Source organism: Marinobacter flavimaris (genome assembly GCF_045057155.1).
Taxonomy (GTDB): Bacteria; Pseudomonadota; Gammaproteobacteria; order Pseudomonadales; family Oleiphilaceae; genus Marinobacter; species Marinobacter manganoxydans.
Genome location: NZ_CP171359.1, coordinates 1,825,603 through 1,851,169, shown reverse-complemented (window position 1 = coordinate 1,851,169; position 25,567 = coordinate 1,825,603). Strand labels below are relative to the sequence as shown.

The following is a 25,567-nucleotide window of genomic DNA, read 5'->3' as shown; positions in this document are numbered from 1 at the left end:
AAATCATCGGCTTACGCCGAGTGGCTTGCAAATTGCTGATTACACTCGTCGCGATAAAACCAACTGATGTTCGGAGAAAAGACAATGAGAAAGACGAAATCGATTGCCCTGGGGATTGCTCTGGCCGTAGGTACGTTCTCGGCCACTGGTGCCATGGCAGCTACAACTCTGGAGAACGTCAAGGAGAAAGGTCACCTCCAGTGCGGCGTGACCAGCGGTTTGCCTGGCTTCTCGCAGCCTGATGAAAAAGGTAACTGGACCGGTATCGACGTGGATACCTGCCGCGCGGTTGCTGCAGCCATCTTCGGTGACGCAAACGCGGTTGAGTTTACTCCACTGACTGCAAAGGAGCGTTTCACCGCCCTGCAGTCGGGTGAAATCGACATGCTCTCCCGTAACACCACCTGGACACTGACCCGCGATGCGTCCCTGGGCCTGAACTTTGCCGGCGTGAATTATTACGATGGTCAGGGCTTTTTGATCAACAAGGGTATCGGTGTGGACGATGCCACCCAGCTGGACGGTGCCACCATCTGTATCCAGGCCGGTACTACCACCGAGCTGAACCTGTCGGATTACTTCCGCGCCAAGGGCATGGAATTCAAGCCGATCGTGTTCGACACCTCTGAGCAAACCGTTCAGGGCTTTGCGGCGGGTCGTTGCGACGTTCTGACCTCCGACCGTTCGCAGCTGGCGGCGCTCCGCTCGAAGCTGTCCGATCCGAGTTCAGCCAAGATCCTGCCGAACACCATTTCCAAGGAGCCCCTGGGCCCGGTTGTTCGCCAGGGTGACGATCAGTGGTTCAACATCGTCAAGTGGGTGCTCTCCGTGCAGATCAACGCCGAAGAGTTGGGCGTGACCAGCGCCAATGCCGACGACATGCTGAAGTCCGACAACCCGAATATCCAGCGCCTGCTGGGTACCGATGGCGACATGGGTGCCAAGCTTGGACTGCCGGATGACTTCGGTTATCAGGCCGTGAAACTGGTTGGCAACTACGGTGAAATGTATGACCGCAACGTAGGACCGGATACCCCGCTGGGACTGGATCGCGGAATCAACGCGCTCTGGACTGAAGGCGGTATCATGTATGCGCCGCCGGTCCGTTAAGACCTGAAGGCATACGGCGAAGTCTCCTGTGGGAGGCTTCGCCGTTATCTCTGATGCTGTAAACCACAGGGAAGCTCTTCAGGACAATCCATGAAAAAACAAACAATCGATACCCGACCTGCAGGGCCCAAGCCCTGGTACGACCCCCGGGTCCGCTCACTCTTCTTTCAGGCGATAGCCATTGCCCTCGTGTTCTGGGGCGGATGGATTCTCGTCGATAACACGCTTTCCAACATGGAAAGCCGTGGCATCAGCACCGGTTTCGGTTTTCTCGGTGAAACCGCCGGGTTCGGCATCATCATGAATCTGGTGCCTTATGATGCAACCATGTCTTATGGCCGAACCTTCTGGGTTGGTCTAACCAATACATTGCTTGTTTCCGCGATGGGTGTCGTTGCCGCCACCATTCTCGGTTTCATCATTGGTGTTGCGCGACTCTCGAGTAACTGGCTTGTGGCCAAAATGGCGCTGGTTTACATCGAAGTGATCCGCAACATACCGCTGCTTCTGCAGATTTTCTTCTGGTACTTTGCCGTACTCAGCAATCTTCCGTCACCACGCCAGAGTGTTGATGTCGGTGGAGCGCTGTTCCTGAACAACCGGGGCCTTTACCTGCCAGATCCAGTGACCCAGGAGGGTTTCGGAATTGTCTGGGGCGGTATTCTGCTTGCCATCGCTGCCGTCGTCGGGATTCGGATATGGGCGAAAAAACGCCAGTTGGCGACCGGACAGATCTTCCCGACCTTCAAGGTCGGCGTGGCAATTCTGGTGCTGGTACCGATAATCTCTTATCTCGTGGCCGGTCGGCCTCTTGAGTGGGATTTGCCAGCGCTCAGGGGCTTCAACTTTGGCGGGGGAATTACCATCATTCCGGAGTTGGCGGCTCTGTGGATTGCACTGTCGCTGTACACCGCCAGCTTCATCGCTGAAATCGTGCGCTCCGGTATTCTGTCGGTCAGCAAGGGACAAACCGAGGCCTCCAAGGCTTTGGGGCTGCCCAATGGTCTTACCCTCAGGTTGGTGGTGATACCGCAGGCCATGCGGGTCATCATTCCGCCGCTCACCAGTCAGTATCTGAATCTGGTGAAAAACTCCTCCCTGGCAACGGCCATCGGTTACCCGGACCTCGTGGCGGTCTTCATGGGCACCACGCTGAATCAGACGGGGCAGGCCGTCGAGGTTGTCGCCATTACCATGGCGGTATATCTGACCATCAGTCTGCTGATCTCGTTGTTCATGAATATTTACAACCGGGCTGTGGCCATTAAGGAGCGATGATGACCGAGTCAACCATGAAAGCACCCAAGAAGGCGCTCCGTCCGGTCAAGTGGATGCGGGAGAACCTGTTCTCCGGCTGGTTCAACACGGTATTGACGCTGGGTGTGGCCTATCTGCTGATGACCAGTGTAGGGCCTTTGCTCAACTGGTTTTTCCTCGACGCCAACTTTGTTGGCAGTGATCCGAGCGCCTGTACGGGAGCGGGTGCCTGCTGGCTGTTTATCAGCCAGCGTCTGAATTTCTTTATCTACGGATTCTACCCGGATGAACTGCAGTGGCGGGTCGACGTGATGTTCCTGCTGCTGGCGGTTTCCTTTGTACCCCAGTTCATCGAGCGGTTCCCCGGCCGCAAGTGGCTCGGGCTGTTCGGTATCTTTGGTTTGCCCATTGTTGGCTACTTCCTGATTCCCGGAGGCAGTTTCGGCCTGGAAGAAGTGCAGAGCTCGAAATGGGGCGGCCTGATGCTGACCCTGATCCTGGCTTACATCGGGATTATTGCGTCGTTGCCCATTGGCATATTGCTGGCGCTGGGTCGTCGCTCCGAGATGCCGATCATCCGCGGGATCTGTGTGGTCTTTATCGAGGTATGGCGGGCGGTTCCGTTGATCACGGTTCTGTTCATGGCTTCGGTGATGCTGCCGCTGTTTCTCCCGGAAGGTGTGAACTTCGAGAAACTGGCCCGGGCGCTGATTGGTATAACCCTGTGGCAGTCCGCTTACATGGCGGAAGTGATTCGCGGTGGCCTGCAGGCCATTCCCCGGGGCCAGTATGAGGCTGCCGATGCTCTGGGGCTGGGATACTGGCGCAAAATGGGGCTGGTCATCCTGCCGCAGGCTCTGAAGATGGTTATTCCGGGTATCGTGAACACCTTCATTTCCCTGTTCAAGGACACCACGCTGGTGTTGATTATCGGCCTCTTCGATATCCTCGGCACAGTCCAGTCCACGGTTACCGATCCGGCCTGGCAGAATGTTGCCATTGAGGGCTATGTATTTGTGGCGTTCTGTTTCTGGGTCTTCTGCTTCGGCATCTCCAGATACAGCCAGAACCTTGAACGAAAACTAGACACTGGTCATAAGACCTGACGGGTAATCCTATGACAGAACAAACACAAACCTCAGAAATGCAGACCCCGCCGAAGGACCAGCCGGGAAAAAAACCGGGGATTATCCGGGTTGAGGGCATGCACAAGTGGTACGGGGACTTCCATGTTCTCAAAGATCTCAACCTGACCGTTGATCAGGGCGAGAGAATTGTCATCTGTGGGCCATCCGGCTCGGGAAAATCCACCTTCATCCGTTGCATCAACCGGCTGGAGGAGCATCAGCAGGGCAAAATCATTGTTGATGGTATCGAGCTGACCGATGATGTCCGCCACATTGATACGGTTCGGCGGGAAGTCGGCATGGTGTTTCAGCACTTCAACCTCTTCCCGCACCTGACCGTCCTGGAAAACTGCTGCCTGTCGCCGATCTGGGTGCGAAAAACGCCCCGAAAGGAAGCGGAGGCATCTGCGATGGAGTACCTTGAGCGGGTCAAGATCCCGGATCAGGCTAACAAATTCCCGGGGCAGCTTTCGGGCGGCCAGCAACAGCGTGTGGCGATTGCCAGGGCCCTGTGCATGAAGCCCAAGATCATGCTGTTCGACGAGCCAACCTCGGCCTTGGATCCGGAGATGATCAAGGAAGTGCTGGACGTAATGATTGAATTGGCGGGAAGCGGTATGACCATGCTCTGCGTAACCCATGAGATGGGTTTTGCCAAGACGGTGGCGGACCGTGTGATTTTCATGGACGGTGGCGAGATTGTGGAGCAGGCACCTCCCCACGAGTTCTTTACCAACCCACAGGAAGCCAGAACTCAGAAGTTCCTCCAGCAGATACTCGCGCACTGAAACCAAGACTAAAAAAGCCGGGCATTTGCCCGGCTTTTTTACAACGGCTCCTTGAATAGCTCGGGCTCCTTGCCTGGCTCTGCCTCAAGCCACCAAACGTTCTTGTCCCAGTCTCCCAGTGCAATACGCTTTGCCGGCGACCCGTTGGCCGTCAGTTCATGAACCGCGGGGCGATGGGTGTGGCCATGGATCATTCGCTGGACACCGTGCGTTTCCAAGTCCTTGACCACTTCCTCGGGCGTTACGTCCATGATGAACTCCTCCTTGCCCTGATTTTTCGCCATGCTGATTTCCCGTAGCTGGCGGGCCATTTGCTGGCGGTCTTTCAGGGGGCGCTGGAGTATCATCTGCTGCCACTGCGGGTTACGCATGTTGGCCCGGAACTTCTGGTATTCCACATCGGCGGTGCACAGGCTGTCGCCATGCATCAGCAGGGTAGGGGTACCGTACAGATCAATCACCGTCGGATCGTCCAGCAGCGTTGCGCCGGCCCGGTCGCAGAAGTCCTGGCCGATCAGAAAGTCCCGGTTGCCGTGCATCAGGAAAATCCTGGTGCCGCTGTCCCGCAGTTTTCGAAGGGCAGTCGCAATCTGCTCCTGGAGCGGCGTGCGTTCGTCATCTCCTATCCACGCCTCAAAGAAATCACCGAGAATATACAGCTGATCAACACCACTGGCTTTCCCGTCGAGAAAGCCCAGAAATGCCTCAGTAATATCCGGGCGGGATTCCTCGAGGTGAAGATCTGAAATAAACAGCGTGGTCACGCGTCCTCCAGAACCTCGGCTTTTTCGATTACCACGTCATCGGCAGGCACATCCTGGTGGCCTGCACGCATGGTGGTGCGCACTGCTCGAATCGCGTTTACCGTGTCCATGCCGTCGGCCACTTTGCCGAACACGCAGTAGCCCCAGCCTTCCGCGTTTTTGGCGGTGTGGTCCAGGAAGCCGTTATTCTCAACGTTAATAAAGAACTGGGCTGTGGCAGAGTGCGGGTCCATGGTGCGTGCCATGGCAATGGTTCCCTGCATGTTGCTCAGTCCGTTATCGGCTTCGTTCTGAATCGAATCGCGGGTTTTACGTGGGGTCATGCCCGGCTCGAAGCCGCCGCCCTGAATCATGAAATTGCTGATCACACGGTGAAAAATCAGGCCATCGTAAAAACCGTCGCGAACGTACTGTTCAAAGTTTTTGGCGGTTTCCGGTGCCTTGTCGTAGTCCAGTTCCAGCTTGATGTCACCGTAGTTGGTTTTCAGCAGAATCATCAGGTTTTCCTGTTCAGAAAGGTTAGGTACGTTAACGGCCCCATTGTACTCAAGACTTTCCCGCTATGCATGAGTCCGGAAAGGATTTGTGAGTATAATACGCGGTTTAAGATTCACTCCCCTTTTAACAGAGATTGTATGAGCGCCGAGTCGAAGAAAGCCCACAACTTTATCCAGAGCCTGATCGAAGACGCCATCGCCAGCGGAGAGCACACCGGCAAGGTGGTCACCCGATTCCCGCCGGAGCCCAATGGCTACCTGCATATTGGTCACGCCAAATCGATCTGCCTGAACTTTGGCATCGCCGAGACCTTTTCCGGCGACTGTAACCTTCGGTTTGACGACACCAACCCGGAAAAGGAAAACCAGGAATACATCGACGCCATCAAGCAGGATGTGGAATGGCTTGGTTACGAGTGGGCCGGGGACGTGCTTTATGCCTCGGATTACTTTGATGCGCTTTATGAATTTGCCGAGGAACTGATTACCCGGGACAAGGCCTACGTGTGCGCCCTGACGGCCGATGAAATGGCCGAGTACCGGGGCAGCCTGAAAGAGCCGGGCAGAAACAGCCCCTACCGGGATCGCCCCGTGGAGGAGAGCTTGCAGATGTTCCGCGACATGCGGGACGGCAAGTATCAGAACGGCGAACTGGTGCTGCGGGCCAAGATCGATATGTCTTCTCCGAACATCAACATGCGGGATCCGATTCTTTATCGCATCCGCTACGCCGAACATCACCAGACCGGGAACAAGTGGTGCATCTACCCGATGTATGACTTCACCCATCCCATTTCGGATGCCTTGGAGGGGATTACCCACTCCCTGTGCACGCTGGAATTCGAGGACCACCGGCCGCTGTATGACTGGGTTCTGGATAACATCTCCGGCCCCTGCCACCCGCGCCAGATCGAGTTTGCGCGGCTGAATCTGAACTACACCATCACCTCCAAGCGGAAGCTCAAGCGTCTGGTGGATGAGAATGTAGTTGATGGCTGGAACGATCCGCGTATGCCAACCATTTCCGGTATGCGCCGGCGTGGCTACACGCCGGAGTCCATCCGCACCTTCTGCGACATGATCGGGGTGAACAAGGCCGGCGGCACTGTGGATGTGGGCATGCTTGAGCACGCCATTCGCGAAGACCTCAACACCCGGGCCCCGAGAGCCATGTGTGTGATGCGCCCGTTGAAAGTCACGCTGACCAATTACCCGGCGGATCAAAGCGAAACGCTCACCTTGCCAGTGCACCCGCAAAATCCGGATATGGGCGAGCGGGAAGTGCCCTGGACCCAGACTCTGTATATCGACCGGGAAGATTTCGAAATGGAGCCGCCGCGTAAATGGAAGCGGCTGGCCCCGGACCAGGCAGTACGCCTCCGTGGCGGCTATGTGATGACCTGCCGGGAAGTGATTCGTGACGACAGTGGCCAGATTGTCGAGCTCAAGTGTGAGTACGATCCCAACACCCTGGGCGTCAATCCCGAGGGCTACAAACCGAACGGCGTGATTCACTGGGTTTCGGCGAGTGACAGTGTAGAGGCAGACATCAATCTGTATGACCGCCTGTTTAACCACGAGTCGCCGGACAGTGACAAGGAAGGCGATCTGATGGATCACCTGAATCCGGAATCGCTGGTGGTTCTCAAAGGCGCGCGCGTCGAAAAGAGTCTTGTCGCGCCCCGTATGGATCTTCCATACCAGTTCGAGCGGGAAGGCTACTTCTTCTGTGATCAGGCCCATACCGAGGCTGCCGGTCGGCCGGTATTCAACCGCACTGTTACGCTCAGGGATTCCTGGGGCAAGGGGGGCAAGTGATCCGCATCTACAATACTCTGACCCAACAGAAGGAAGAGTTTCGGCCAATTGAGCCTGGCAAGGTCCGGATGTACGTCTGCGGTATGACAGTCTATGACTACTGCCACCTGGGGCATGCCCGGGTGCTGGTAGCCTTTGATGTGATTACCCGTTACCTGCGTCATCGCGGTTACGACGTGAACTATGTTCGCAATATCACCGATATTGACGACAAGATCCTGCGCCGTGCGGATGAAAACGGTGAGCCCTATGACGAACTCACGGACCGGATGATCAAAGCCATGCACGAAGACGAAGCCCGTCTCGGCGTGCTGTCACCGGATGAAGAGCCCCGAGCTACCGCGTATATCGACGAAATTATCGCGATGATCCACAAACTGATTGCCGGCGGCCACGCCTACGCAGCGGACAATGGTGACGTCTACTTTTCGGTCGATTCCTTCGATGACTACGGCAAGCTCAGCAAGAAAAAGCTGGAGGATCTTCTGGCGGGCGCGCGGGTGGATGTTCAGGAAGCCAAGCGAAGCCCTGCAGATTTCGCGTTGTGGAAAGCGGCAAAGGCAGGGGAGGTCAGCTGGCCGTCGCCCTGGGGCGATGGTCGTCCTGGCTGGCACATCGAGTGCTCTGCGATGTCCACCTGCTGTCTCGGCGACACATTCGATATTCACGGCGGTGGCCCGGATCTGTTGTTCCCGCACCATGAGAACGAGATTGCCCAGTCAGAATGTGCCACTGGCCACACTTTTGTGAACACCTGGATGCACGCGGGTGCCATCCGGGTGAACAAAGAAAAGATGTCCAAGTCCCTGGGTAACTTCTTCACCATCCGCGAGATCATGGAGAAGTACCCGGCAGAAGTGGTCCGTTACTTCCTGGTTTCCAGCCACTATCGTAGCCAGGTGGATTACTCTGAGGAAAATCTGGCTGAGGCCGGCCGAACTCTGACCCGTTTGTACCATGCGCTCAGAGGCATCGTGCCCGCCAAGGCCGCCGATGTGCCGGAATCCGAGCACGACGAGCGGTTTGCCGAGGCGATGGACGATGACTTCAACACCGCGGGTGCAATTGCCGTCCTGCACGCTGTTGCCAACGAGATCAATCAGCATCGTCGCGATGGTCGTGAAGACGATGCCAAGCAAAGTGCGGCGATTCTGGTAAGGCTTGGTGGTGTTCTGGGGCTGCTGCAGCAGGATCCCGAGGCCTTCTTCCAGGCAGACACGGGTGGTGAGCTTAGCGCCGAAGACATTGAAGCAATGATCCAGGCCAGGGCTGATGCCCGCAAGGCAAAGAATTTTGCCGAGGCCGACCGGATCCGCGACGAGCTCCTCGAGAAAGGTATTATTCTGGACGATTCCCGAGAGGGGACGACCTGGCGTAAAGCCTGAATTTCCGGGAGCTGCCGGTTGGTCAGACCAGTTTTGCGCCTGCAGGAATGATCTTGTAAGGATTTTCCCTTACAATGCGGCGCTCAAATTAGAATGCCCCCTCAAGATGAAGGGGGAGTCGGGAAACGTAACCCACTGAGGCAGACAACGATGACAGAACGCGTACAAGTCGGCGGCATTCAGGTCGCAAAGAATCTGTATGATTTCGTGAACAACGAAGCGATCCCGGGCACCGGAATCGATGCCGATAAATTCTGGGCAGAATTTGACAAGATCGTGAACGAGCTGGCGCCACGCAACCGTGAATTGCTGGCCAAGCGTGATGCTATCCAGGAAAAAATGGACAGCTGGAACCGGGATCACAAGGGCCAGAAGCTCGACATGGGCGAATACAAGTCTTTCCTGAAAGACATTGGTTACCTGGTTGACGAGCCTTCCGAGTTCAAGATCTCCACCTCCAATGTCGACCCGGAAGTGGCAACCATGGCCGGCCCTCAGCTGGTGGTGCCGATCATGAACGCCCGTTTTGCTCTGAACGCTGCGAACGCGCGTTGGGGTAGCCTGTACGATGCGCTGTACGGTACCGACGCGATTTCCGAGGAAGACGGCGCTGAAAAAGGCCGTGGCTACAATCCGGTTCGCGGTGCCAAAGTTATCGAGTGGGCCCGCAACCTGCTCGACAGCTCGGCACCGCTGGCCTCTGGCAGTCACAAAGATGCTGCCAAGTATGTAGTTGAAGGTGGCAAACTGGTCGTCAAGCTGCAGAACGGTGACTCCACGGGCCTGAAAGACGAAGCCGGCTTTGTTGGCTACACCGGTGCTGCTGATGCGCCCACCGGCGTGCTGCTGGTCAAGAACGGCATGCACTTCGAGATCCAGATTGACGCCAGCCACCCGATTGGCAAAGACGACGGTGCCCACGTCAAAGACGTGCTGATGGAGTCTGCACTGACCACCATCATGGATTGCGAAGACTCGGTAGCTGCCGTAGACGCCGACGACAAGGCACTTGCGTACCGCAACTGGCTGGGCCTGATGAAGGGCGATCTGCAGGAAACCTTCGAGAAAGGTGGCGAGCAGTTGACCCGCAAGATGAATGCGGATCGCACCTACACCGCGGCAGATGGCAGCGAGCTGAGCCTGAAAGGCCGCAGCCTGATGTTTATCCGTAACGTCGGCCACCTGATGACCAACCCGGCCATCCTGCTGAAAGACGGTAACGAAGTGCCGGAAGGTCTGATGGACGGTCTGATCACCTCACTGATCGCCATTCACGACATGAAGGGCAATGGCAAGTTCCAGAACAGCACCAAAGGCTCCATGTATATCGTGAAGCCTAAGATGCACGGGCCGGAAGAGGTTGCATTCACCAACGAATTTTTCGGTCGTGTCGAGGATGCATTGAGCCTGCCGCGCTTCAGCCTGAAGGTCGGCATCATGGACGAGGAGCGTCGCACCACAGTTAACCTGAAAGCCTGTATCCACGCCGCGAAAGAGCGGGCTGTGTTTATTAACACCGGTTTCCTGGATCGCACCGGGGATGAGATCCATACCTCCATGGAGCTGGGTCCGTTTATCCGCAAGGGTGCGATGAAGCAGGCGACCTGGATCAATGCCTACGAGCAGTGGAACGTGGACATCGGCCTGGAAACCGGTTTCCGTGGCGTTGCCCAGATTGGTAAGGGCATGTGGGCCATGCCTGACCTGATGGCCGGCATGCTGGAAGCGAAAATCGGGCATCCGAAGGCCGGTGCGAACACTGCCTGGGTTCCATCTCCCACGGCGGCCACACTGCACGCCACTCACTACCATCAGGTAAGTGTGGCTGATGTCCAGAAGCAGCTGGAAAGCCGCACCCGCGCCGCGCTGGACGATATCCTGACAGTACCGGTGATGGATGATCCCGCTTCTTTGAGCGCCGAAGACATCCAGCAGGAGCTGGACAACAACGCCCAGGGTATCCTCGGTTACGTTGTGCGCTGGATCGATCAGGGCGTTGGCTGCTCCAAGGTGCCGGACATCAACGATGTCGGCCTGATGGAAGACCGTGCGACTCTGCGTATCGCCTCCCAGCTGCTGGCCAACTGGCTGCACCATGGTATCTGCTCTGAAGATCAGATCATGGAGACCATGAAGCGTATGGCAGCGGTAGTCGACAAGCAGAACGCCGGTGATTCGGCGTACCGCCCGATGGCCGGCAACTTCGATGACAGTGTCGCCTTCCAGGCAGCGCTGGATCTGGTTCTCAAGGGCCGCGAGCAGCCTAATGGCTACACTGAGCCGCTACTGCACGCTTACCGTCTGAAGGCCAAGGCGAAATACGGACAGTAAGTCCTGTACACAAAAAACCCCGCTTCGGCGGGGTTTTTTGTGGCTGGAGGGAGCAGGGCAGCACCGTAATTCAGCGTGCCATTCCTCAGTCCTTGTGCAGCACGTTAGCCGCGTACAGGGTGTTCTGAAGCAGGGTGGCGATCGTCATGGGCCCGACACCGCCGGGAACCGGCGTGATGTAGGCGGCACGTTCAGAAGCGGCCTGGAAGTCCACGTCGCCATGCAGTTTTCCGTCTTCCATCCTGTTGATGCCCACATCAATCACCGTGGCTCCCGGTTTTACCCAATCACCCTTTATGAGTCCAGGTTTGCCAACAGCGGCCACCAGAATGTCAGCCTCGCCTACAAACTTCTGCAGATCCGGTGTGAATCGGTGGCATACGGTGGTAGTGGCTCCTTTCAGGAGCAATTCCATGCTCATGGGGCGTCCTACGATGTTCGAGGCACCCACGATCACGGCGTGCTGGCCCTTGTAGGGAGTTTTGATGCTGTCTAGCAGGGTAATGATGCCTGCAGGTGTGCATGGGCGCAGAGTGGGTTTGCGCTGCATTAAACGGCCGATGTTGTAAGGGTGGAATCCGTCGACGTCTTTGTCCGGACGAATCTTGACCAGTATCGGATCTGCATCCAGGTGGTCGGGAAGCGGAAGCTGGACCAGGATGCCGTCGACTGCCGGGTTTTCGTTCAGCTCGTCAATCAAGGACTCCAGGGCTTCCTGAGAGGTGTCTTCCGGAAGGTCATAGGACAGGGAGAGAATTCCTGCCTGGTCGCAGGCTTTCCGCTTGTTGCCTACATATACATGCGATGCGGGATCGTCCCCGACCAGCACTACGGCCAGTCCTGGAGCGCGAAGTCCTTGCTGCCTGCGGGTTTCAACGCCGGCGGCGACCTGCTGTCTTACTTCGGCGGCAATTTCTTTTCCATTGATCAGTTTGGCGGTCATGTCTCGTCTTGTCGGTTGGGCATCGGTAAATTGGAGGCCCGACATTGTCTCATGCTTCGGTCGGAACTCCAATCAGGCGCTTGGTTAGCGGGGTTCAAGGGAACTTTTCAGTCGGCCTTCTGTCATTGAATCGACGATTGTTTCAGGGAATTTGGAAATGCGTGTTGACGGAGTCGTCCGGCGCCGGTAATATGCGCGCCAACTTTGCTGAAGCACTTGTTGTTCAGTTCAAACGGGGTATAGCGCAGTCTGGTAGCGCGCCTGCTTTGGGAGCAGGATGTCGGGAGTTCGAATCTCTCTACCCCGACCATTTTTCTGGATATTCAGGTGGGCGAACGGTCCAGCGCCCGTAGCTCAGCTGGATAGAGCATCCGCCTTCTAAGCGGATGGTCGCAGGTTCGAGTCCTGCCGGGCGCGCCAATCTATTGCCGGTTTGGTTCGTGCCGGTACCGCTGGCACAGTGAAGTTAAGTTTTATGCCTGAGGGCATGTCCTGATGTGGTGGACGTAGCTCAGTTGGTAGAGCTCAGGATTGTGACTCCTGCGGTCGAGGGTTCGAACCCCTTCGTCCACCCCACTTTTTCCCTGTCATTCATTCGAAGCTCGGGAGCGGATTTCGCACTCGAACCAGACGTGTGAATGGCTGCAGTCGAGCCGCCTTTGGTGGTAGCTGCGTTGACGTTTTGGTTGGTTTTTCGCGGATGTGGCGGAACTGGTAGACGCGCCAGATTTAGGTTCTGGTACCGAGAGGTGTGGGGGTTCGATTCCCTCCATCCGCACCATTTATAAAGCCTCTCAGGCATTCCTGAGAGGCTTTTTTTTGGTCGCCGATTCTGTGGCAGCCTTTCGAGCAAATCCAAGCGCCCGAAGGCGCTTGTATATCGGAGGATCAATAGGCAGCCACGGAACCATCGCTACGTGGGTCGGCGGCACCTTCGATAATACCGTCGGTCTTGAGTACCAGGGCACCTGCATGGCCCATGGTATCGCTGAACGCCTCTCCAATCTCTTCCACGTCGTGCCCGGCTGCTTTCAGTCGCTTGATGAGTTCGGGGTCAAAGCGGTTCTCAAACTTCAGGGTTGTTGTAGTGTCTCCCCAGGTGCGGCCAAGTAGCCAGCGAGGCGCTGTTACCGCCTGCTGCAGTGGCTGATTGAACATGCCATACCGGCTGAATACCATGGCCTGGGTTTGTGGCTGTCCCTCTCCCCCCATCGTTCCGTAGCTCATAATGCGGCCATCATCGAAATGCGCCAGCGCAGGGTTCAAGGTGTGAAAGGGCTTGCGGCCGGGTTCCAGAGCCTGGAGCGCGGTTGGATCCAGTGAAAAACTGATGCCACGGTTTTGCCAGTTTACACCGGTATCCTTGAGTACCACGCCTGATCCAAACTCCCAGAAAATGCTCTGGATGAAGCTGACAGCTCGTCCTTCGGAATCAATACAGCCCATCCAGATGGTATCGCCGGGTTTGGCAGGATCAGGCCAGGGTAGTGCCTTTTGATGATCAATGTTGGCAGCCAGTGCAGCAAGTCTCTCAGGTGTCAGGTAGTCGCTGGGTGTTTCCGGCAGCCGATCAGGGTCCGTTACAACGCGATCCCTTACCCGGAATGCCTGCTTGGTGGATTCGACAAGGCCATGAATATAGTCGAATCCTTCCGCCTCACTGACGCCCAATTGGTCGAAAACCCCGAGAATCATCAGTGACGCCAGGCCCTGGGTAGGTGGTGGCAGGTTAAAAATCCGGGCGCCACGGAGTTTGGTTTGCAGCGGTTCAACCTGTAAAGCCCGGTAGGCGGCCAGATCCTCTGCCGTTATCGGGCTCCCAAGCTTTGAGAGTTCATCCCCCATAGCCTTGCCAAGCTCGCCGCGGTAAAAGTCGTCGAGGCCAACTCTGGCGAGCTGTTCCAGCGTTGAGGCTAGTGCAAGTTGCTTCATTCGGGTGCCAGCCGCTGGCACCTTGCCGCCCGGGGCGAATGCATCGAAGAAGCCCGGTGCGTCTTTCATCTGGTGGGCTTTTTCTGCAGTCAGCCTGGCCTGGCTTTCGGTGACTACAATCCCTGTTTTGGCCTGTTCAATGGCCGGGGCCAGCAATCGTGAAACCGGTAGCGCCTTGCCCCAGGACGCTGAAACTGCCAGTGCCTTCTGCCATCCGGCGATGGTGCCGGCACTGGTCAACGCTGCGAGGGGGCCGCGGGAAGGAATCTGATCATGGCCTTGATAAAAGTCGAGAGTAGCGGCTTTCGCGGCCTGCCCGCAGGCATCGATGGCGACCGGTGGTTTCCCCGGTTCGTGAATGAGCCAGAAACCATCACCACCGATAGAGTTCATATGGGGATAGACCGTGGCAATGGAAGCCGCAGCAGCCACCATCGCTTCCACGGCGTTACCGCCTTCTTTGAGGACGTCCCGACCGGCGAGAGCGGCCTGGTGGTGGGGTGCGACAAACATTCCGTTTGTTGAGTAGACGGTTTTAAGCATCTTTTATTGTCTCCGGGTGTAAGTGGCGGTCACACGCTGATTGGTTAACGACAGAGTAACGGCCTTAGCCGATGATGCCGTAGAACATTCGCAGTGACGTGATAAACAGAAATAGTGCGAAGAGCTGTTTCAGTAACTTGCCATTGATAGCGTGGGCAATTCTGGCGCCCACAGGTGCCATCAGCATGGTTGCCGGTACGATCAACGCGAGCCCGATCAGGTTCACATAGCCGAGAGTCAGCGGTGGCCGTGCCTCCACACCCATACCGTTGAAGAGAAATGCCAGTGCACCAGGTACGCTGATCACAAACCCCAGCGCGGCGCCCGTACCAACGGCATTGATCATGGGAACACGCAAGGCACTCAGGATCGGCACGCTCAAGGTGCCGCCACCGATACCCATTAGAGTGGAAATGCCCCCGATAAATACGCCGAGAGCTCCGGAGCCTGCCGGGCCGGGCAGTCCGTTGCCGATGCTGAAACCTTCTTTTTTGAACGCCATATTGAGCGCCACCAGAAGCGCCATAACGGCAAAGATGGCGGTCAGTACCTGCCCATTCAAAATGCCACTGAGAATCGCACCGATACCGACACCGATGACCACGCCGGGAATCAGTTTTTTCAGAATGCTCGGATCCAGGCTCCCCCGGTTATAGTGGGATCGGGACGATATGATGGATGTCGGAATGATCGTAGCCAGTGAGGTTCCTACCGCAACATGCATGCGCACCGCCTCGTCGATACCGAGGAAAGTGAACAGGTGATAAAGCACAGGGACAATGACGATGCCGCCACCGACGCCGAGCAATCCGGCCATCAGGCCGGCAATGATCCCGGTGACCATGAGAGAAAGAGCCAGGCCGATCAGCCAGCCGGCAGAGTAATCAGCAAAAAAATCCATGAGTATGATCCTGATTGAATGGTGCTACCAGCCGATGGCTTCCGGGAGCCAGGTGACCAGCGACGGGAATTGGAAGAGTACTACGAGTGCCAGAAGTTGCAATGCCACAAAGGGTAGCGCGCCAACATAGATATCCCGGGTCGTGATGCCCTTGGGCGCGACTCCCTTAAGGAAAAACAGGGCCCAGCCAAAGGGTGGTGTCAGGAAGGACATCTGCAGGTTCATGGCGACCATGATCGCCAGCCAGACCATGTCAGTGCCATAATTCATGAACACGGGCAGGAACATGGGCAAGGCGATGTAGGATATTTCAATCCATTCCAGGAAAAAGCCCAACACGAACAGCAATGCCATCAGGAACAGGATTGCTCCGAATTCCCCGCCTGGCAGCATTTCAAACAGCGCATGTACCATGTTTTCTCCACCAAGGCCACGGAAGGCCAGGGCAAAGGGCTGCGCGCAGAGCAGGATGAAGAACACCATTGCGGAGATCACCAGTGTTCCATGCAGGGTTTCTTTCAGGAGTGCTGGAGTCATTCGTTTGGTGGCGATGGCGATCAGCAAGGCCCCCAATGCCCCCATTGACGCCGCCTCTGTCGGCGCAGCAATACCACCTACGATCGATCCAAGCACGGCGATGACCAGGAGCAGTGGTGGCATCACATGGGCCATCAGGTCTTTGGCAAGTTGGCGCCCACTGGTCTGTGCCCGCTCTTCCTGAGGAATGGCCGGAACCATGTCTTTCTTGAAGACCCCGAGCAACAGCAGGTATGCGATGTAGATCGCCGCCAGGATGAGCCCGGGAATAAAGGCTGCAGCGAAGAGGGCGCCGACGGATTCGCCGACGATGTCTGAAAGCAGAATCAGCACGAGGCTCGGCGGAATTATCTGCCCCAGGGTTCCTGAAGCGCAGATGGTGCCACAGGAGACGCTTGGCGAGTAGCCTCTGCGCATCAGGACCGGCAGGGTCAACAGTCCGACCGTCACGACGGTAGCACCGACGATGCCGGTGGACGCGCCCATCAGTACTCCAACCAGGATAATCGCCAGGCCCATGCCGCCGTTAACACCACCCATCGCCTTCCCGATGGTTTCCAGCATGTTTTCAGCAACCTTGGACTTCTCCAGCATTACCCCCATAAATACAAACAATGGGATAGCCAGCAGGGTGTAGTTGGTTACCACGCCATAGAGGCGCGCGGGCATGAGGCTGAAAAGAGTGCTACCGAATCCCAGATAGCCGGCCACGAATCCAGAGACTGCTAGCGAAATAGCGACAGGAATACCAATAATCATCAGCCCCAGGAAGCCGACGATCATTCCGATGACTAGCCATTCGTTACCCACCATCACGCAGTCTCCGTGTTGAGTGACTCAGGAAGCTCGACTGGATCTTCCGGCTCGAAAAACTGCACCAGGCCGCGCAGCATGTCGGCAACACCCTGAATGACCAGTAAAAAGAAACCGAGGGGAATAAACGCTTTTAACAGATACCGCATGCCTAAACCGCCGGGATCCGGCGAGCCTTCGCCAAGTTGATAGGAGTGACTGACGTAGTTGAGAGCAAGCCAGGCAATGATTGCACCGATAGCTACGGTCAGCAGGGACGCCACAACGTCAACGACAGCCTGGCCTCGAACTGAAAAGCGTTCGTAGAGGAAATCGATCCTGACGTCCGCTCGATGTTTCATCGAGTAAGCCAGCCCCAGCAGGGCAATGGGGGATACCAGGTGCCATTCCAGTTCCTGCAGCGACACCGGGCCTATAGAAAACAGGTACCGCAAGATCACATTGGTCGCTACCAGCAGAACGAGGACCAGCACGCAAAACCGTGCCAGCCCTCCCATTTGTTCCACCAGCCATTCGAGACCCTTGATTGCCGTTCTCATGGCTGAACTCCAGGTTACATATTCAACAGGGGTTTTTCGCTCAGAGCTGCCCAGGATGCATGCTTATCCTTGAAGGCCATGTAGGCGTCGTATACTTTCTTGGTCTGCGCGTCTGCATTTGCCATGGTGAGCAGGGTGTCGGCAGTGACTTCCTTGAGACGGCTGACAATCGGGGCGGGCAGTGGCTTGGCGATGACACCCTCGTTCTGGACGAGATCTGTCAGCGCATCGGCATTGTTGGCTTCTGACCAGGACAGGCTTTCAAGTACGGAGGCCTGGGCCGCCATCTGAATGATCATCTGAAGGTCCTTGGGCATGCTGTCCCATACCTTTTTGTTGATCAGCAGTTCAGTGACGTTTGTGGGTTCATGCCAGCCGGTCGTGTAGTAATTCTTGGCAGCTTTGTGCAGACCCAGGCGACGATCCTGATAAGGGCCGACAAACTCGGCAGCGTCAATGACACCCCGTTCCAGAGCGGGGAAAATTTCGCCGCCCGGCAGCAAACGTACGGTAACGCCCAGTTCGCTATAGACCTTTCCAGCGAGACCCGGAATACGCATCTTCAGGCCTTCCAGGTCAGACACCGTTTCAATCGGATCGCGGAACCAGCCGGTCATCTGGACACCGGTGTTGCCCATCGGGAAAGCGACAAGTCCGTACGGCTCATAAAGCTCGTGCCACAGTTTGAGTCCGCCTCCCTGATACAGCCAGGCCATCATGCCCTGTGTATTCAGGCCGAAGGGCACGGTGGTGAAAAATTGGGCGGCAGGAATTTTGCCGGCCCAGAAATAGGCGTTTGCGGCATTCATTTCCACGGTGCCCTGCGACACGGCGTCAAAGCCTTCGAGCGCGGGGATCAGTTCGCCTGCGGCAAAGTGGGAAATATTCAGTCGCCCACCCGACATCTCTCCGACCTTCTTGCAAAAATCCATCGGACTTCCCGGACCCTGCACATAAAAGGGGGAGCCAGGCGGGTAGGCGTTGGTCATTTTCAGATTGAACGACTCTTTCGAAGCTGCTGCGTTAGCCAAAGCAGGTGCCGCAACAGCGATTCCCGCGGTGGTTGAAGCCAGGGCAGCGCCAAGGAATTTTCTCCGGTTAATGGTCATTGCAGATTCTCCGTTTTTCGGTTGCCGGTTTTGCAAGGCACGTTCATTTTTGGTTCGCTGTAACTGTCTGCAGATAGCGTACCAATTTCGGATAATCCGCAAATAATTGAAAAATAGAAGAAAAAAATGGGTTCTGGTCTGATCCGCCTTGGTGCGACGTTGGTCCAAAGTTGGGCGGTGGAGCTGCAGGAGTTGCAGGTTTAATTCTCCAAATAGCAGCGCTTCAAGTGTTTTTAAGTGCAAATGCCACCTAGTTACGCGTTCCGCCTGACATTCGTCAGCCAATCAGAACGAAACGCGTCCGTTGTCAGCTCCGCACACTTTTGGCACTTCAGCCCGAATTTAAGGCATGAATTGTCTTGCCGGCAGTGGAATCAGAGTCGTGCGCCACCACGGCGGTGTTTCACACGTTTCAAAAGGGAGCTGGAGGCCACGGACAGGATCTGGGGATTGGAGAAAAGATGGGTGGATACAAAGGCGTGGAAGGTTTCAGTGCTGTCGGTAAGGGTATGGATGTGAAGACTTTGCAAGTCGGTCATTATGTACAGGCTCACCACTTCAGGTTTCGATGCCAGGTCCTCTGCAATATCTTCTATCGCATTGGGAGCGACTTTCAGGTCAATAAAGCTTGATACCGTCTTACCGAGCTTCTCTGGATTTATGACCGCAGTGAACTGTTCGATCAGGCCAGACTCAATCATCGCCTGCACCCGATCACGGGCATGAGTCCGGGAGATATTGAGCTGGCGGGCAATATCGGCAAAGGAGGCTCTTCCGTCTTTTATAAGCAGGTTGAGCAAGGCGGTATCCAGATTGTTCAAAGTCGTTTTAATCCGCAAATAAAATTGAAATTAGTCCGTTCTTCGCAAGAATACCATTTTTCGTTTCGTGCTGTGATCTTGCTGAATCGAGAGAATGCTATGGCCTTGGCAGTTGCGATTCTCTCCGCGGGCCAAACCATGATAAACTGTCGGCCTTTAATTTTCGGTCCCTTTGCGGGATTTTCCCGGGAACGGACTTTTAGGTTTAATTTCATTCACATACCGAACCTGTAATTTGAGGATCTTCCATGCAAGTGTCTGTTGAAACGACCTCCAACATCGAGCGTCGAATGACGATTGGTGTGCCCGCCCAGGAAATCGACCAGGCGGTCCAGAAACGCCTGCAGGAAACAGCGCGTACCGTGCGCCTGAACGGTTTCCGTCCGGGTAAGGTGCCCATGAGCGTCGTCAAGCGTCGTTTCGGTGACAGCGTCCGCCAGGAAATCGTTGGCGAGGTTATGCGCGACAACTACATCAAGGCACTGCAGGAACAGGATATTAACCCGGCAGGTTGGCCGAAGTTCGAGCCAAAGACCATGGAAGAGGGCAAAGACCTTGAATTTGTCGCCATCTTCGAAGTGCTGCCGGAAATCGAGCTGGGCGATCTCAGCAAGATTTCAGTCGAGAAGCTGACTTCCGAGATCACCGACAAAGATGTCGACAACATGATCGACAACCTGCGTCGTCAGCAGGCCACCATGAAAGAAGTCAAGCGCAAGTCCAAAAACAAGGACGTGCTGACCATTGACTTCAAAGGTTTTATCGACGGTGAAGAATTCGAAGGCGGAGCCGCTGAAGGCCATCGTCTGACTCTGGGCTCCGGCCAGATGATTCCGGGCTTTGAGAAGGCCATCGTTGGTGGTAAGGCCGGCGAAGACATGGAAATTGAGGTTACCTTCCCGGAGGATTACCACAACGAAGATCTGGCGGGTAAGCCGGCCAAGTTCGAGATCAAGATTCACAAGGTTGAAGAGCCGCAGTTGCCGGAACTCGACACCGAATTCTTCAAGAAGTTCGGTATTGATGCCGAAGACGAAGCGACTTTCCGCGAAGAAGTCAAAAAGAACATGGAGCGCGAGCTCAAGCAGGCGGTTTCCAACAAGGTCAAGAACGACGTTGTTGACGGTCTGCTGGAAACCACTGAGCTGGATATTCCGGCTGCCCTGGTTGATCAGGAAATCGATCGTCTCCGTCAGGACGCCGTCCAGCGTTTCGGCGGCCAGATTGATCCGCAGCAGCTGCCCAAGGAAATTTTCCAGGAGCAGGCTGAGCGCCGCGTGAAGACTGGCCTGCTGTTCCAGGAAGTGGTCAAGAAAAACGACCTGAAAGCAGACCCGGCCAAGGTAGACGAAAAGATCCAGGAGATCGCGTCTACGTATGAACAGCCAGAAGAAGTGGTTGCACACTTCAACAGCAACCCGGAGCAGAAGTCTCAGATTGAGTCTTCAGTCCTGGAAGATGCAGTTGTTGACCACGTGCTGGAGCAGGCCCAGGTCAAAGAAAAGAAAGTCAAATATGAAGAGGCCGTTCAGGCCGGTCAGCCCCAGCGCTGATTTTGCCCGGGATCGGAGTAGAAAGCCGGTCCCGAAGGCCGACCCCTGAGAACAGCCGGCATGCCCGGCTGTTTTCATCTGGGGCCGCTGCTGGCAAAGTATGGGGTGCAACTTTATTGAAACTGCCGTGGCGCGAGTCCACGACCCATTGTCCATAAGGAGTTCAGGCGCATCATGACGCAGAAACCAATTGATGGTCCCGCAATGGTTACCAATTCCGGACTGGTACCGATTGTTATCGAGCAGACAGCTCGCGGCGAGCGGTCGTTCGACATTTATTCCCGTCTGCTCAAGGAGCGGGTGATCTTCATGGTGGGTCCGGTTGAGGACCACATGGCGAATCTGATTGTGGCCCAGCTCCTGTTCCTCGAGTCTGAAAACCCGGACAAGGATATTCACCTCTATATCAACAGCCCCGGCGGCTCGGTAACTGCAGGTATGTCTATCTACGACACCATGCAGTTTATCAAGCCGGATGTAGCCACACTTTGTGTTGGCCAGGCGGCCAGCATGGGTGCCTTCCTTTTGGCGGGCGGTGCTGCCGGGAAGCGGGCGTGTCTGCCGAACTCCCGAGTGATGATCCACCAGCCGCTGGGTGGCTATCAGGGTCAGGCAACGGATATCGAGATTCACACCCGTGAAATCCTGAAGATTCGTCATACCCTGAATTCGATCCTGGCCCATCACACCGGTCAGGATCTGGAGACTATCGCCAAGGATACGGACCGTGACAACTTCATGGATCCGGCTCAGGCGAAAGAGTATGGGCTGATCGATTCAATACTTGATAAGCGCGTACCGAATAAATAATACTGGAAGTAATCGCATCATACTTGGCCGGCGTATCAGGCAGTGACGCCGGCAAAACGAGATCAGAGGTATTTCAATGGCAGATGAAAGAAACGGCAGGGGCGACGATAACGGCAAGTTGCTCTACTGCTCGTTTTGTGGAAAGAGCCAGCATGAAGTCCGAAAGCTCATTGCAGGGCCCTCGGTGTTCATCTGCGACGAGTGTGTCGACCTGTGCAATGACATTATCCGGGAGGAAATCCAGGAGAATGCACAGGAAGAGCCGAGCGATCGCCTTCCTACACCGGCCGAGATCCGCAATACCCTTGATGAATACGTGATTGGTCAGGATCGGGCCAAGGTCGTCTTGTCGGTGGCGGTCTACAACCACTACAAGCGTTTGCGTTATGGCGAAGGCAAGGGTGATGTCGAGCTAGGCAAGAGTAACATTCTGCTGATTGGCCCAACCGGTAGTGGTAAAACTCTGCTGGCCGAGACTCTGGCGCGGATGCTGAACGTGCCCTTCACGATCGCCGACGCCACCACGCTGACTGAAGCCGGCTACGTTGGTGAGGATGTCGAGAACATCATCCAGAAGCTGCTGCAGAAATGCGATTACGATGTCGACAAGGCTCAGCGGGGCATAGTCTACATTGACGAGATCGACAAGATTTCCCGCAAGTCTGACAACCCTTCCATTACCCGGGATGTTTCCGGTGAGGGTGTTCAGCAGGCACTGTTGAAGCTGATCGAGGGTACCGTTGCATCGGTCCCGCCGCAGGGAGGTCGCAAGCATCCGCAGCAGGAATTCCTGCAGGTTGATACCGGCAATATGCTGTTTATCTGCGGTGGCGCCTTTGCCGGATTGGACAAGGTAATTCGCGAGCGTACCGAGAAGAACAGCATCGGTTTCTCTGCTTCGGTTGCCAGTCAGGACGATGCCAAGAACACCGGCGACGTTATCAAGGATGTGGAGACCGAGGACCTCGTGAAGTACGGCCTGATTCCGGAGTTTGTGGGTCGTTTGCCGGTAGTGGCAACCCTAAACGAACTTGATGAAGAAGCGCTGGTGCAGATTCTGACCGAGCCCAAGAACTCCCTGACCAAGCAGTACCAGAAGCTGTTTGATATGGAAGGGGTCGAGCTTGATTTTCGTGAAGATGCGCTTCGGGCTGTTGCCCGCAAGGCCATGGAGAGAAAGACAGGCGCCCGTGGTCTGCGTTCCATTATGGAAGCGACGCTTCTGGACACCATGTACCAGATTCCCTCTGAGCATGACGTGACCAAAGTGGTGATCGATGAGAGCGTGATCAGCGGGGACTCCGAGCCCTTCAAGATTTACGCCAGCAGTGATCACGCCAAGGCTGTGCCCGAGGATTGAGTCTAGGTTAGCGGTTGAAATGAAGAGGGGCGGCAACGCCCCTTTTCGCGTTTTTGTATCGCGATATTCCTGCCCTCTTTCGTTTAGTAAAAAGATTGCAATTTTTGCGGGCGCCCCAATGAAGGGTGATATGCTGAAAGAAATACCGTCAGAGGATTCCCAATGACCCGTATACCCGAAGATGCCGTGCAAGAGTACCCGCTGCTTCCGCTGCGTGACGTAGTGGTGTTTCCGCACATGGTGGTCCCACTGTTTGTGGGCCGAGAAAAATCCATTCAGGCTCTCGAAGCCGCGATGGAAGGAAGCAAGGAAATCCTCCTGGTAGCCCAGAAAGACGCCTCTACTGATGAGCCGGGTCCGAAGGATGTGTTCGAGATGGGCACGCTGGCAACGGTTCTGCAGATGCTTCGCCTGCCCGATGGCACCGTCAAGGTGTTGGTAGAGGGCAACGCCCGAGCCACCATCAGCGATATCTCCGAGGGTGAGTACCTGTCCGGTGGCGCTGTCCTGATGGATGAAGAAGGGCTGCCCGAGCGCGAGCAGGAGGTCCTGATAAAGACCCTGATGGACGAGTTCGAGAAGTACGTGAAACTCTCCAAAAAGGTCCCTTCCGAGGTCTCCAATGCTCTCACCGGTATTGAGGAGCTTGAACGCCTGGCCGACACCATGGCTGCTCACCTGGAAATGCGTATTCCGGAAAAGCAGGAACTGCTGGAAGCGCTGGATATCCGCAAGCGGGTGGACTTGCTGCTCGGTAAGCTGGATGGCGAAATCGACCTGATCGAGGTTGAGAAGCGCATCCGTGGCCGCGTGAAAAAGCAGATGGAGCGCAGCCAGCGCGAGTACTACCTGAACGAACAGATGAAGGCTATCCAGAAAGAGATGGGTAACCTGGGCGAAGGCAACAACGACTTCGAAGAGCTTGAGCAGAAGCTGGAAGAAGCCGGATTGCCGGAAGAGGCCCGCAAAAAGACTGAAACGGAGCTGAACAAGCTCAAGATGATGTCTCCGATGTCTGCGGAAGCGACCGTCGTCCGTGGTTATATTGACTGGATGCTGGCGATTCCCTGGAAGAAGCGCAGCCGTGTCCGTCACGACATCGAAAAAGCCCGTGAAATTCTCGATCGGGACCACTATGGCCTCGATGAAGTCAAAAAGCGTATTCTCGAATACCTTGCGGTTCAGAGCCGTGTGAAGAAGGTCAAGGGTCCTGTGCTCTGCCTGGTTGGTCCTCCCGGTGTGGGCAAGACTTCGCTCGGTCAGTCCATTGCCCGTGCGACCAACCGGAAGTACACCCGGATGGCCCTGGGCGGCGTGCGTGATGAAGCTGAAATCCGCGGCCACCGGAAGACCTACATTGGTGCGTTGCCCGGCAAGCTTCTTCAGAAGCTGTCCAAGGTGGGCGTGAAGAATCCGCTGTTCCTGTTCGATGAAATTGACAAGATGGGCATGGATCATCGTGGTGATCCGGCCTCAGCGCTGCTGGAGGTCCTCGACCCGGAACAGAATCACACCTTCAACGATCACTACCTCGAAGTGGATTACGATCTCTCCGATGTGATGTTCGTGTGTACCTCCAACTCCATGGACATTCCTCCCGCCCTGCTGGACCGGATGGAAATCATCCGTATCCCGGGTTACACGGAGGACGAGAAGGTCAATATTGCGCTGCGTTATCTGTTGCCGAAGCAGATCAAGGCCAACGGCCTGCGCAAGGATGAGCTCAAGTTGCCAGAGGACACCCTTCGCGACCTGATCCGCTACTACACCCGTGAAGCCGGTGTACGTGGCCTGGAGCGCGAGATTGCCAAGATCTGCCGCAAGGTGGTGCGTGACCATGTGGAGAGCGGAGAGAAGGTCTCTGTCACTCTCACGCAGGACATGCTCGAAGATTACTCGGGGGTCAAAAAATTCAAGTACGGCCTCGCCGAGGAAAAGAACGAGATTGGTCAGGTGACCGGTCTGGCTTGGACCCAGGTGGGTGGCGAACTGCTGCATATTGAGTGCGCCCTCACGCCTGGCAAGGGCCGGGTCGTGAAGACGGGTTCCCTGGGTGATGTCATGCAGGAGTCCATCCAGACGGCATTGACGGTGGTACGTAGCCGGGCACCCGGTCTTGGAATTGCCGATGATTTCCACGAGAAGCACGATCTGCACGTGCATGTACCGGAGGGTGCGACACCGAAAGATGGTCCCAGTGCCGGTATCGGTATGTGCACAGCGCTGGTTTCTTCTCTGACCAAGATTCCGGTTCGCGCCGACGTTGCAATGACCGGTGAAATCACTCTGCGTGGACGTGTTCTTGCCATCGGTGGGTTGAAAGAAAAGCTTCTGGCAGCGCATCGGGGTGGCATCAAGACGGTGATCATTCCGGATGAGAATGTCAGGGATCTCAAGGAGATACCTGAAAACATCAAGGAGTCGCTGGAGATTCGTCCTGTGAAGTGGATCGACGAAGTGCTGGATATTGCACTGGCCTATCCACCCGAGCCCAGGGCTGAAGATTCATCTCCGGAAACGGGTTCTGGCAAGCCGCGTGACGAAGAAGGCGACGCGTCAGAGCGCATAAATACACATTAAAGCCTTGATGAGTTGTTGACATGCCTGAGAGCCCATTGGTATAACTGTT

At 55.9% G+C, this 25,567-nt stretch carries 20 protein-coding genes and 4 tRNA genes; 15 read left to right on the top strand and 9 right to left on the bottom strand.

Going from position 1 to position 25,567, the window contains the following annotated elements; genetic code table 11:
• The first annotated feature begins 84 nt into the window (after nucleotides 1-84).
• From ACGK9W_RS08565 to ACGK9W_RS08550, 4 genes are all read left to right on the top strand, one after another.
• The gene (locus ACGK9W_RS08565) at nucleotides 85-1,110 is read left to right on the top strand and encodes an amino acid ABC transporter substrate-binding protein (RefSeq protein WP_008175006.1); all 1,026 of its coding nucleotides are present in this window, start codon (nucleotides 85-87) and stop codon (nucleotides 1,108-1,110) included.
• Nucleotides 1,111-1,200: 90 nt separating this feature from the next.
• Entirely contained in the window at nucleotides 1,201-2,388 is a 1,188-nt protein-coding gene (locus tag ACGK9W_RS08560; RefSeq protein WP_008175007.1) for an amino acid ABC transporter permease, read from the top strand.
• Entirely contained in the window at nucleotides 2,388-3,473 is a 1,086-nt protein-coding gene (locus ACGK9W_RS08555; protein ID WP_273070930.1) for an amino acid ABC transporter permease, read from the top strand. The genes ACGK9W_RS08560 and ACGK9W_RS08555 overlap by 1 nt, the downstream gene beginning before the upstream one ends.
• A gap of 38 nt (nucleotides 3,474-3,511) precedes the next feature.
• The gene (locus tag ACGK9W_RS08550) at nucleotides 3,512-4,282 is read left to right on the top strand and encodes an amino acid ABC transporter ATP-binding protein (protein WP_014577526.1); all 771 of its coding nucleotides are present in this window, start codon (nucleotides 3,512-3,514) and stop codon (nucleotides 4,280-4,282) included.
• Between the two features lie 38 nt (nucleotides 4,283-4,320).
• Here ACGK9W_RS08550 and ACGK9W_RS08545 read toward each other — a convergent pair whose 3' ends face one another.
• Nucleotides 4,321-5,046 carry a UDP-2,3-diacylglucosamine diphosphatase gene (locus ACGK9W_RS08545; RefSeq protein WP_405420385.1) on the bottom strand — a complete coding sequence of 242 codons (726 nt, stop codon included), beginning with the start codon at nucleotides 5,044-5,046 and terminating at the stop codon, nucleotides 4,321-4,323.
• Nucleotides 5,043-5,543, bottom strand: a complete 501-nt coding sequence (locus ACGK9W_RS08540) for a peptidylprolyl isomerase (protein WP_008175011.1) — start codon at nucleotides 5,541-5,543, stop codon at nucleotides 5,043-5,045. The genes ACGK9W_RS08545 and ACGK9W_RS08540 overlap by 4 nt, the downstream gene beginning before the upstream one ends.
• Nucleotides 5,544-5,681: 138 nt before the next feature.
• On the opposite strand from ACGK9W_RS08540, the gene ACGK9W_RS08535 reads away from it, so the two are divergent.
• From ACGK9W_RS08535 to ACGK9W_RS08525, 3 genes are all read left to right on the top strand, one after another.
• A complete protein-coding gene (locus ACGK9W_RS08535) occupies nucleotides 5,682-7,361 on the top strand; it encodes a glutamine--tRNA ligase/YqeY domain fusion protein (protein WP_104270042.1) in 1,680 nt (559 codons plus the stop codon).
• A complete protein-coding gene (gene cysS, locus ACGK9W_RS08530; protein ID WP_008175013.1) occupies nucleotides 7,358-8,746 on the top strand; it encodes a cysteine--tRNA ligase in 1,389 nt (462 codons plus the stop codon). Before ACGK9W_RS08535 ends, cysS begins: the two co-directional genes overlap by 4 nt.
• A 150-nt stretch (nucleotides 8,747-8,896) precedes the next feature.
• Nucleotides 8,897-11,077, top strand: a complete 2,181-nt coding sequence (locus tag ACGK9W_RS08525; protein ID WP_405420380.1) for a malate synthase G — start codon at nucleotides 8,897-8,899, stop codon at nucleotides 11,075-11,077.
• Between the two features lie 85 nt (nucleotides 11,078-11,162).
• Here ACGK9W_RS08525 and folD read toward each other — a convergent pair whose 3' ends face one another.
• Nucleotides 11,163-12,020, bottom strand: coding sequence for a bifunctional methylenetetrahydrofolate dehydrogenase/methenyltetrahydrofolate cyclohydrolase FolD (gene folD / locus ACGK9W_RS08520; protein WP_008174575.1), 858 nt, complete (start codon nucleotides 12,018-12,020; stop codon nucleotides 11,163-11,165).
• 233 nt (nucleotides 12,021-12,253) lie between these two features.
• On the opposite strand from folD, the gene ACGK9W_RS08515 reads away from it, so the two are divergent.
• The 4 genes from ACGK9W_RS08515 to ACGK9W_RS08500 all read left to right on the top strand — a co-directional run bounded on the left by ACGK9W_RS08515 (nucleotide 12,254) and on the right by ACGK9W_RS08500 (nucleotide 12,801).
• Nucleotides 12,254-12,330, top strand: a tRNA-Pro gene (locus ACGK9W_RS08515).
• Between the two features lie 33 nt (nucleotides 12,331-12,363).
• Nucleotides 12,364-12,440 (top strand) — tRNA-Arg (locus ACGK9W_RS08510).
• A gap of 80 nt (nucleotides 12,441-12,520) precedes the next feature.
• Nucleotides 12,521-12,596 (top strand) — tRNA-His (locus tag ACGK9W_RS08505).
• 120 nt (nucleotides 12,597-12,716) lie between these two features.
• A tRNA-Leu gene (locus tag ACGK9W_RS08500) sits at nucleotides 12,717-12,801 on the top strand.
• Between the two features lie 107 nt (nucleotides 12,802-12,908).
• On the opposite strand, the gene ACGK9W_RS08495 is transcribed toward ACGK9W_RS08500, so the two are convergent.
• The 6 genes from ACGK9W_RS08495 to ACGK9W_RS08470 form a co-directional block, all read right to left on the bottom strand.
• On the bottom strand, nucleotides 12,909-14,495 hold the full coding sequence (locus ACGK9W_RS08495) for a gamma-glutamyltransferase family protein (RefSeq protein ID WP_008174578.1): 1,587 nt from the start codon (nucleotides 14,493-14,495) through the stop codon (nucleotides 12,909-12,911).
• A 64-nt stretch (nucleotides 14,496-14,559) separates the two neighbouring features.
• Entirely contained in the window at nucleotides 14,560-15,396 is an 837-nt protein-coding gene (locus ACGK9W_RS08490) for a sulfite exporter TauE/SafE family protein (RefSeq protein ID WP_008174581.1), read from the bottom strand.
• 24 nt (nucleotides 15,397-15,420) lie between these two features.
• Nucleotides 15,421-16,746, bottom strand: a complete 1,326-nt coding sequence (locus ACGK9W_RS08485; protein WP_008174583.1) for a TRAP transporter large permease subunit — start codon at nucleotides 16,744-16,746, stop codon at nucleotides 15,421-15,423.
• Nucleotides 16,746-17,285 carry a TRAP transporter small permease subunit gene (locus tag ACGK9W_RS08480; protein ID WP_008174585.1) on the bottom strand — a complete coding sequence of 180 codons (540 nt, stop codon included), beginning with the start codon at nucleotides 17,283-17,285 and terminating at the stop codon, nucleotides 16,746-16,748. Before ACGK9W_RS08480 ends, ACGK9W_RS08485 begins: the two co-directional genes overlap by 1 nt.
• A 14-nt stretch (nucleotides 17,286-17,299) precedes the next feature.
• Nucleotides 17,300-18,679, bottom strand: coding sequence for a TRAP transporter substrate-binding protein (locus tag ACGK9W_RS08475; protein ID WP_227497848.1), 1,380 nt, complete (start codon nucleotides 18,677-18,679; stop codon nucleotides 17,300-17,302).
• 89 nt (nucleotides 18,680-18,768) lie between these two features.
• Nucleotides 18,769-19,215, bottom strand: coding sequence for an Lrp/AsnC family transcriptional regulator (locus tag ACGK9W_RS08470; protein ID WP_008174591.1), 447 nt, complete (start codon nucleotides 19,213-19,215; stop codon nucleotides 18,769-18,771).
• 248 nt (nucleotides 19,216-19,463) lie between these two features.
• Here ACGK9W_RS08470 and tig point away from each other — a divergent pair, with 248 nt between their 5' ends.
• The 4 genes from tig to lon all read left to right on the top strand — a co-directional run bounded on the left by tig (nucleotide 19,464) and on the right by lon (nucleotide 25,518).
• A complete protein-coding gene (tig, locus tag ACGK9W_RS08465) occupies nucleotides 19,464-20,768 on the top strand; it encodes a trigger factor (RefSeq protein ID WP_008174593.1) in 1,305 nt (434 codons plus the stop codon).
• Between the two features lie 174 nt (nucleotides 20,769-20,942).
• A complete protein-coding gene (gene clpP, locus ACGK9W_RS08460; protein ID WP_039882061.1) occupies nucleotides 20,943-21,578 on the top strand; it encodes an ATP-dependent Clp endopeptidase proteolytic subunit ClpP in 636 nt (211 codons plus the stop codon).
• A gap of 76 nt (nucleotides 21,579-21,654) precedes the next feature.
• Entirely contained in the window at nucleotides 21,655-22,938 is a 1,284-nt protein-coding gene (clpX, locus tag ACGK9W_RS08455; protein WP_008174598.1) for an ATP-dependent Clp protease ATP-binding subunit ClpX, read from the top strand.
• A 162-nt stretch (nucleotides 22,939-23,100) separates the two neighbouring features.
• Nucleotides 23,101-25,518 (top strand): endopeptidase La, encoded by a 2,418-nt coding sequence (gene lon, locus ACGK9W_RS08450; protein ID WP_008174599.1) that lies wholly within the window; start codon nucleotides 23,101-23,103, stop codon nucleotides 25,516-25,518.
• The last annotated feature ends 49 nt before the right edge of the window (nucleotides 25,519-25,567 follow it).

Bases quoted from the DNA above. Each gene is read 5' to 3' on its own strand.
- tig (WP_008174593.1), top strand. From the start codon at position 19,464: ATGCAAGTGTCTGTTGAAACGACCTCCAACATCGAGCGTCGAATGACG.
- ACGK9W_RS08555 (WP_273070930.1), top strand. From the start codon at position 2,388: ATGACCGAGTCAACCATGAAAGCACCCAAGAAGGCGCTCCGTCCGGTC.
- ACGK9W_RS08490 (WP_008174581.1), bottom strand. From the start codon at position 15,396: ATGGATTTTTTTGCTGATTACTCTGCCGGCTGGCTGATCGGCCTGGCT.
- ACGK9W_RS08525 (WP_405420380.1), top strand. From the start codon at position 8,897: ATGACAGAACGCGTACAAGTCGGCGGCATTCAGGTCGCAAAGAATCTG.
- lon (WP_008174599.1), top strand. From the start codon at position 23,101: ATGACCCGTATACCCGAAGATGCCGTGCAAGAGTACCCGCTGCTTCCG.
- ACGK9W_RS08565 (WP_008175006.1), top strand. From the start codon at position 85: ATGAGAAAGACGAAATCGATTGCCCTGGGGATTGCTCTGGCCGTAGGT.
- ACGK9W_RS08495 (WP_008174578.1), bottom strand. From the start codon at position 14,495: ATGCTTAAAACCGTCTACTCAACAAACGGAATGTTTGTCGCACCCCAC.
- ACGK9W_RS08535 (WP_104270042.1), top strand. From the start codon at position 5,682: ATGAGCGCCGAGTCGAAGAAAGCCCACAACTTTATCCAGAGCCTGATC.
- ACGK9W_RS08480 (WP_008174585.1), bottom strand. From the start codon at position 17,285: ATGAGAACGGCAATCAAGGGTCTCGAATGGCTGGTGGAACAAATGGGA.
- ACGK9W_RS08540 (WP_008175011.1), bottom strand. From the start codon at position 5,543: ATGATTCTGCTGAAAACCAACTACGGTGACATCAAGCTGGAACTGGAC.
- folD (WP_008174575.1), bottom strand. From the start codon at position 12,020: ATGACCGCCAAACTGATCAATGGAAAAGAAATTGCCGCCGAAGTAAGA.
- ACGK9W_RS08550 (WP_014577526.1), top strand. From the start codon at position 3,512: ATGCAGACCCCGCCGAAGGACCAGCCGGGAAAAAAACCGGGGATTATC.
- ACGK9W_RS08560 (WP_008175007.1), top strand. From the start codon at position 1,201: ATGAAAAAACAAACAATCGATACCCGACCTGCAGGGCCCAAGCCCTGG.
- clpX (WP_008174598.1), top strand. From the start codon at position 21,655: ATGGCAGATGAAAGAAACGGCAGGGGCGACGATAACGGCAAGTTGCTC.
- clpP (WP_039882061.1), top strand. From the start codon at position 20,943: ATGACGCAGAAACCAATTGATGGTCCCGCAATGGTTACCAATTCCGGA.
- ACGK9W_RS08485 (WP_008174583.1), bottom strand. From the start codon at position 16,746: ATGGTGGGTAACGAATGGCTAGTCATCGGAATGATCGTCGGCTTCCTG.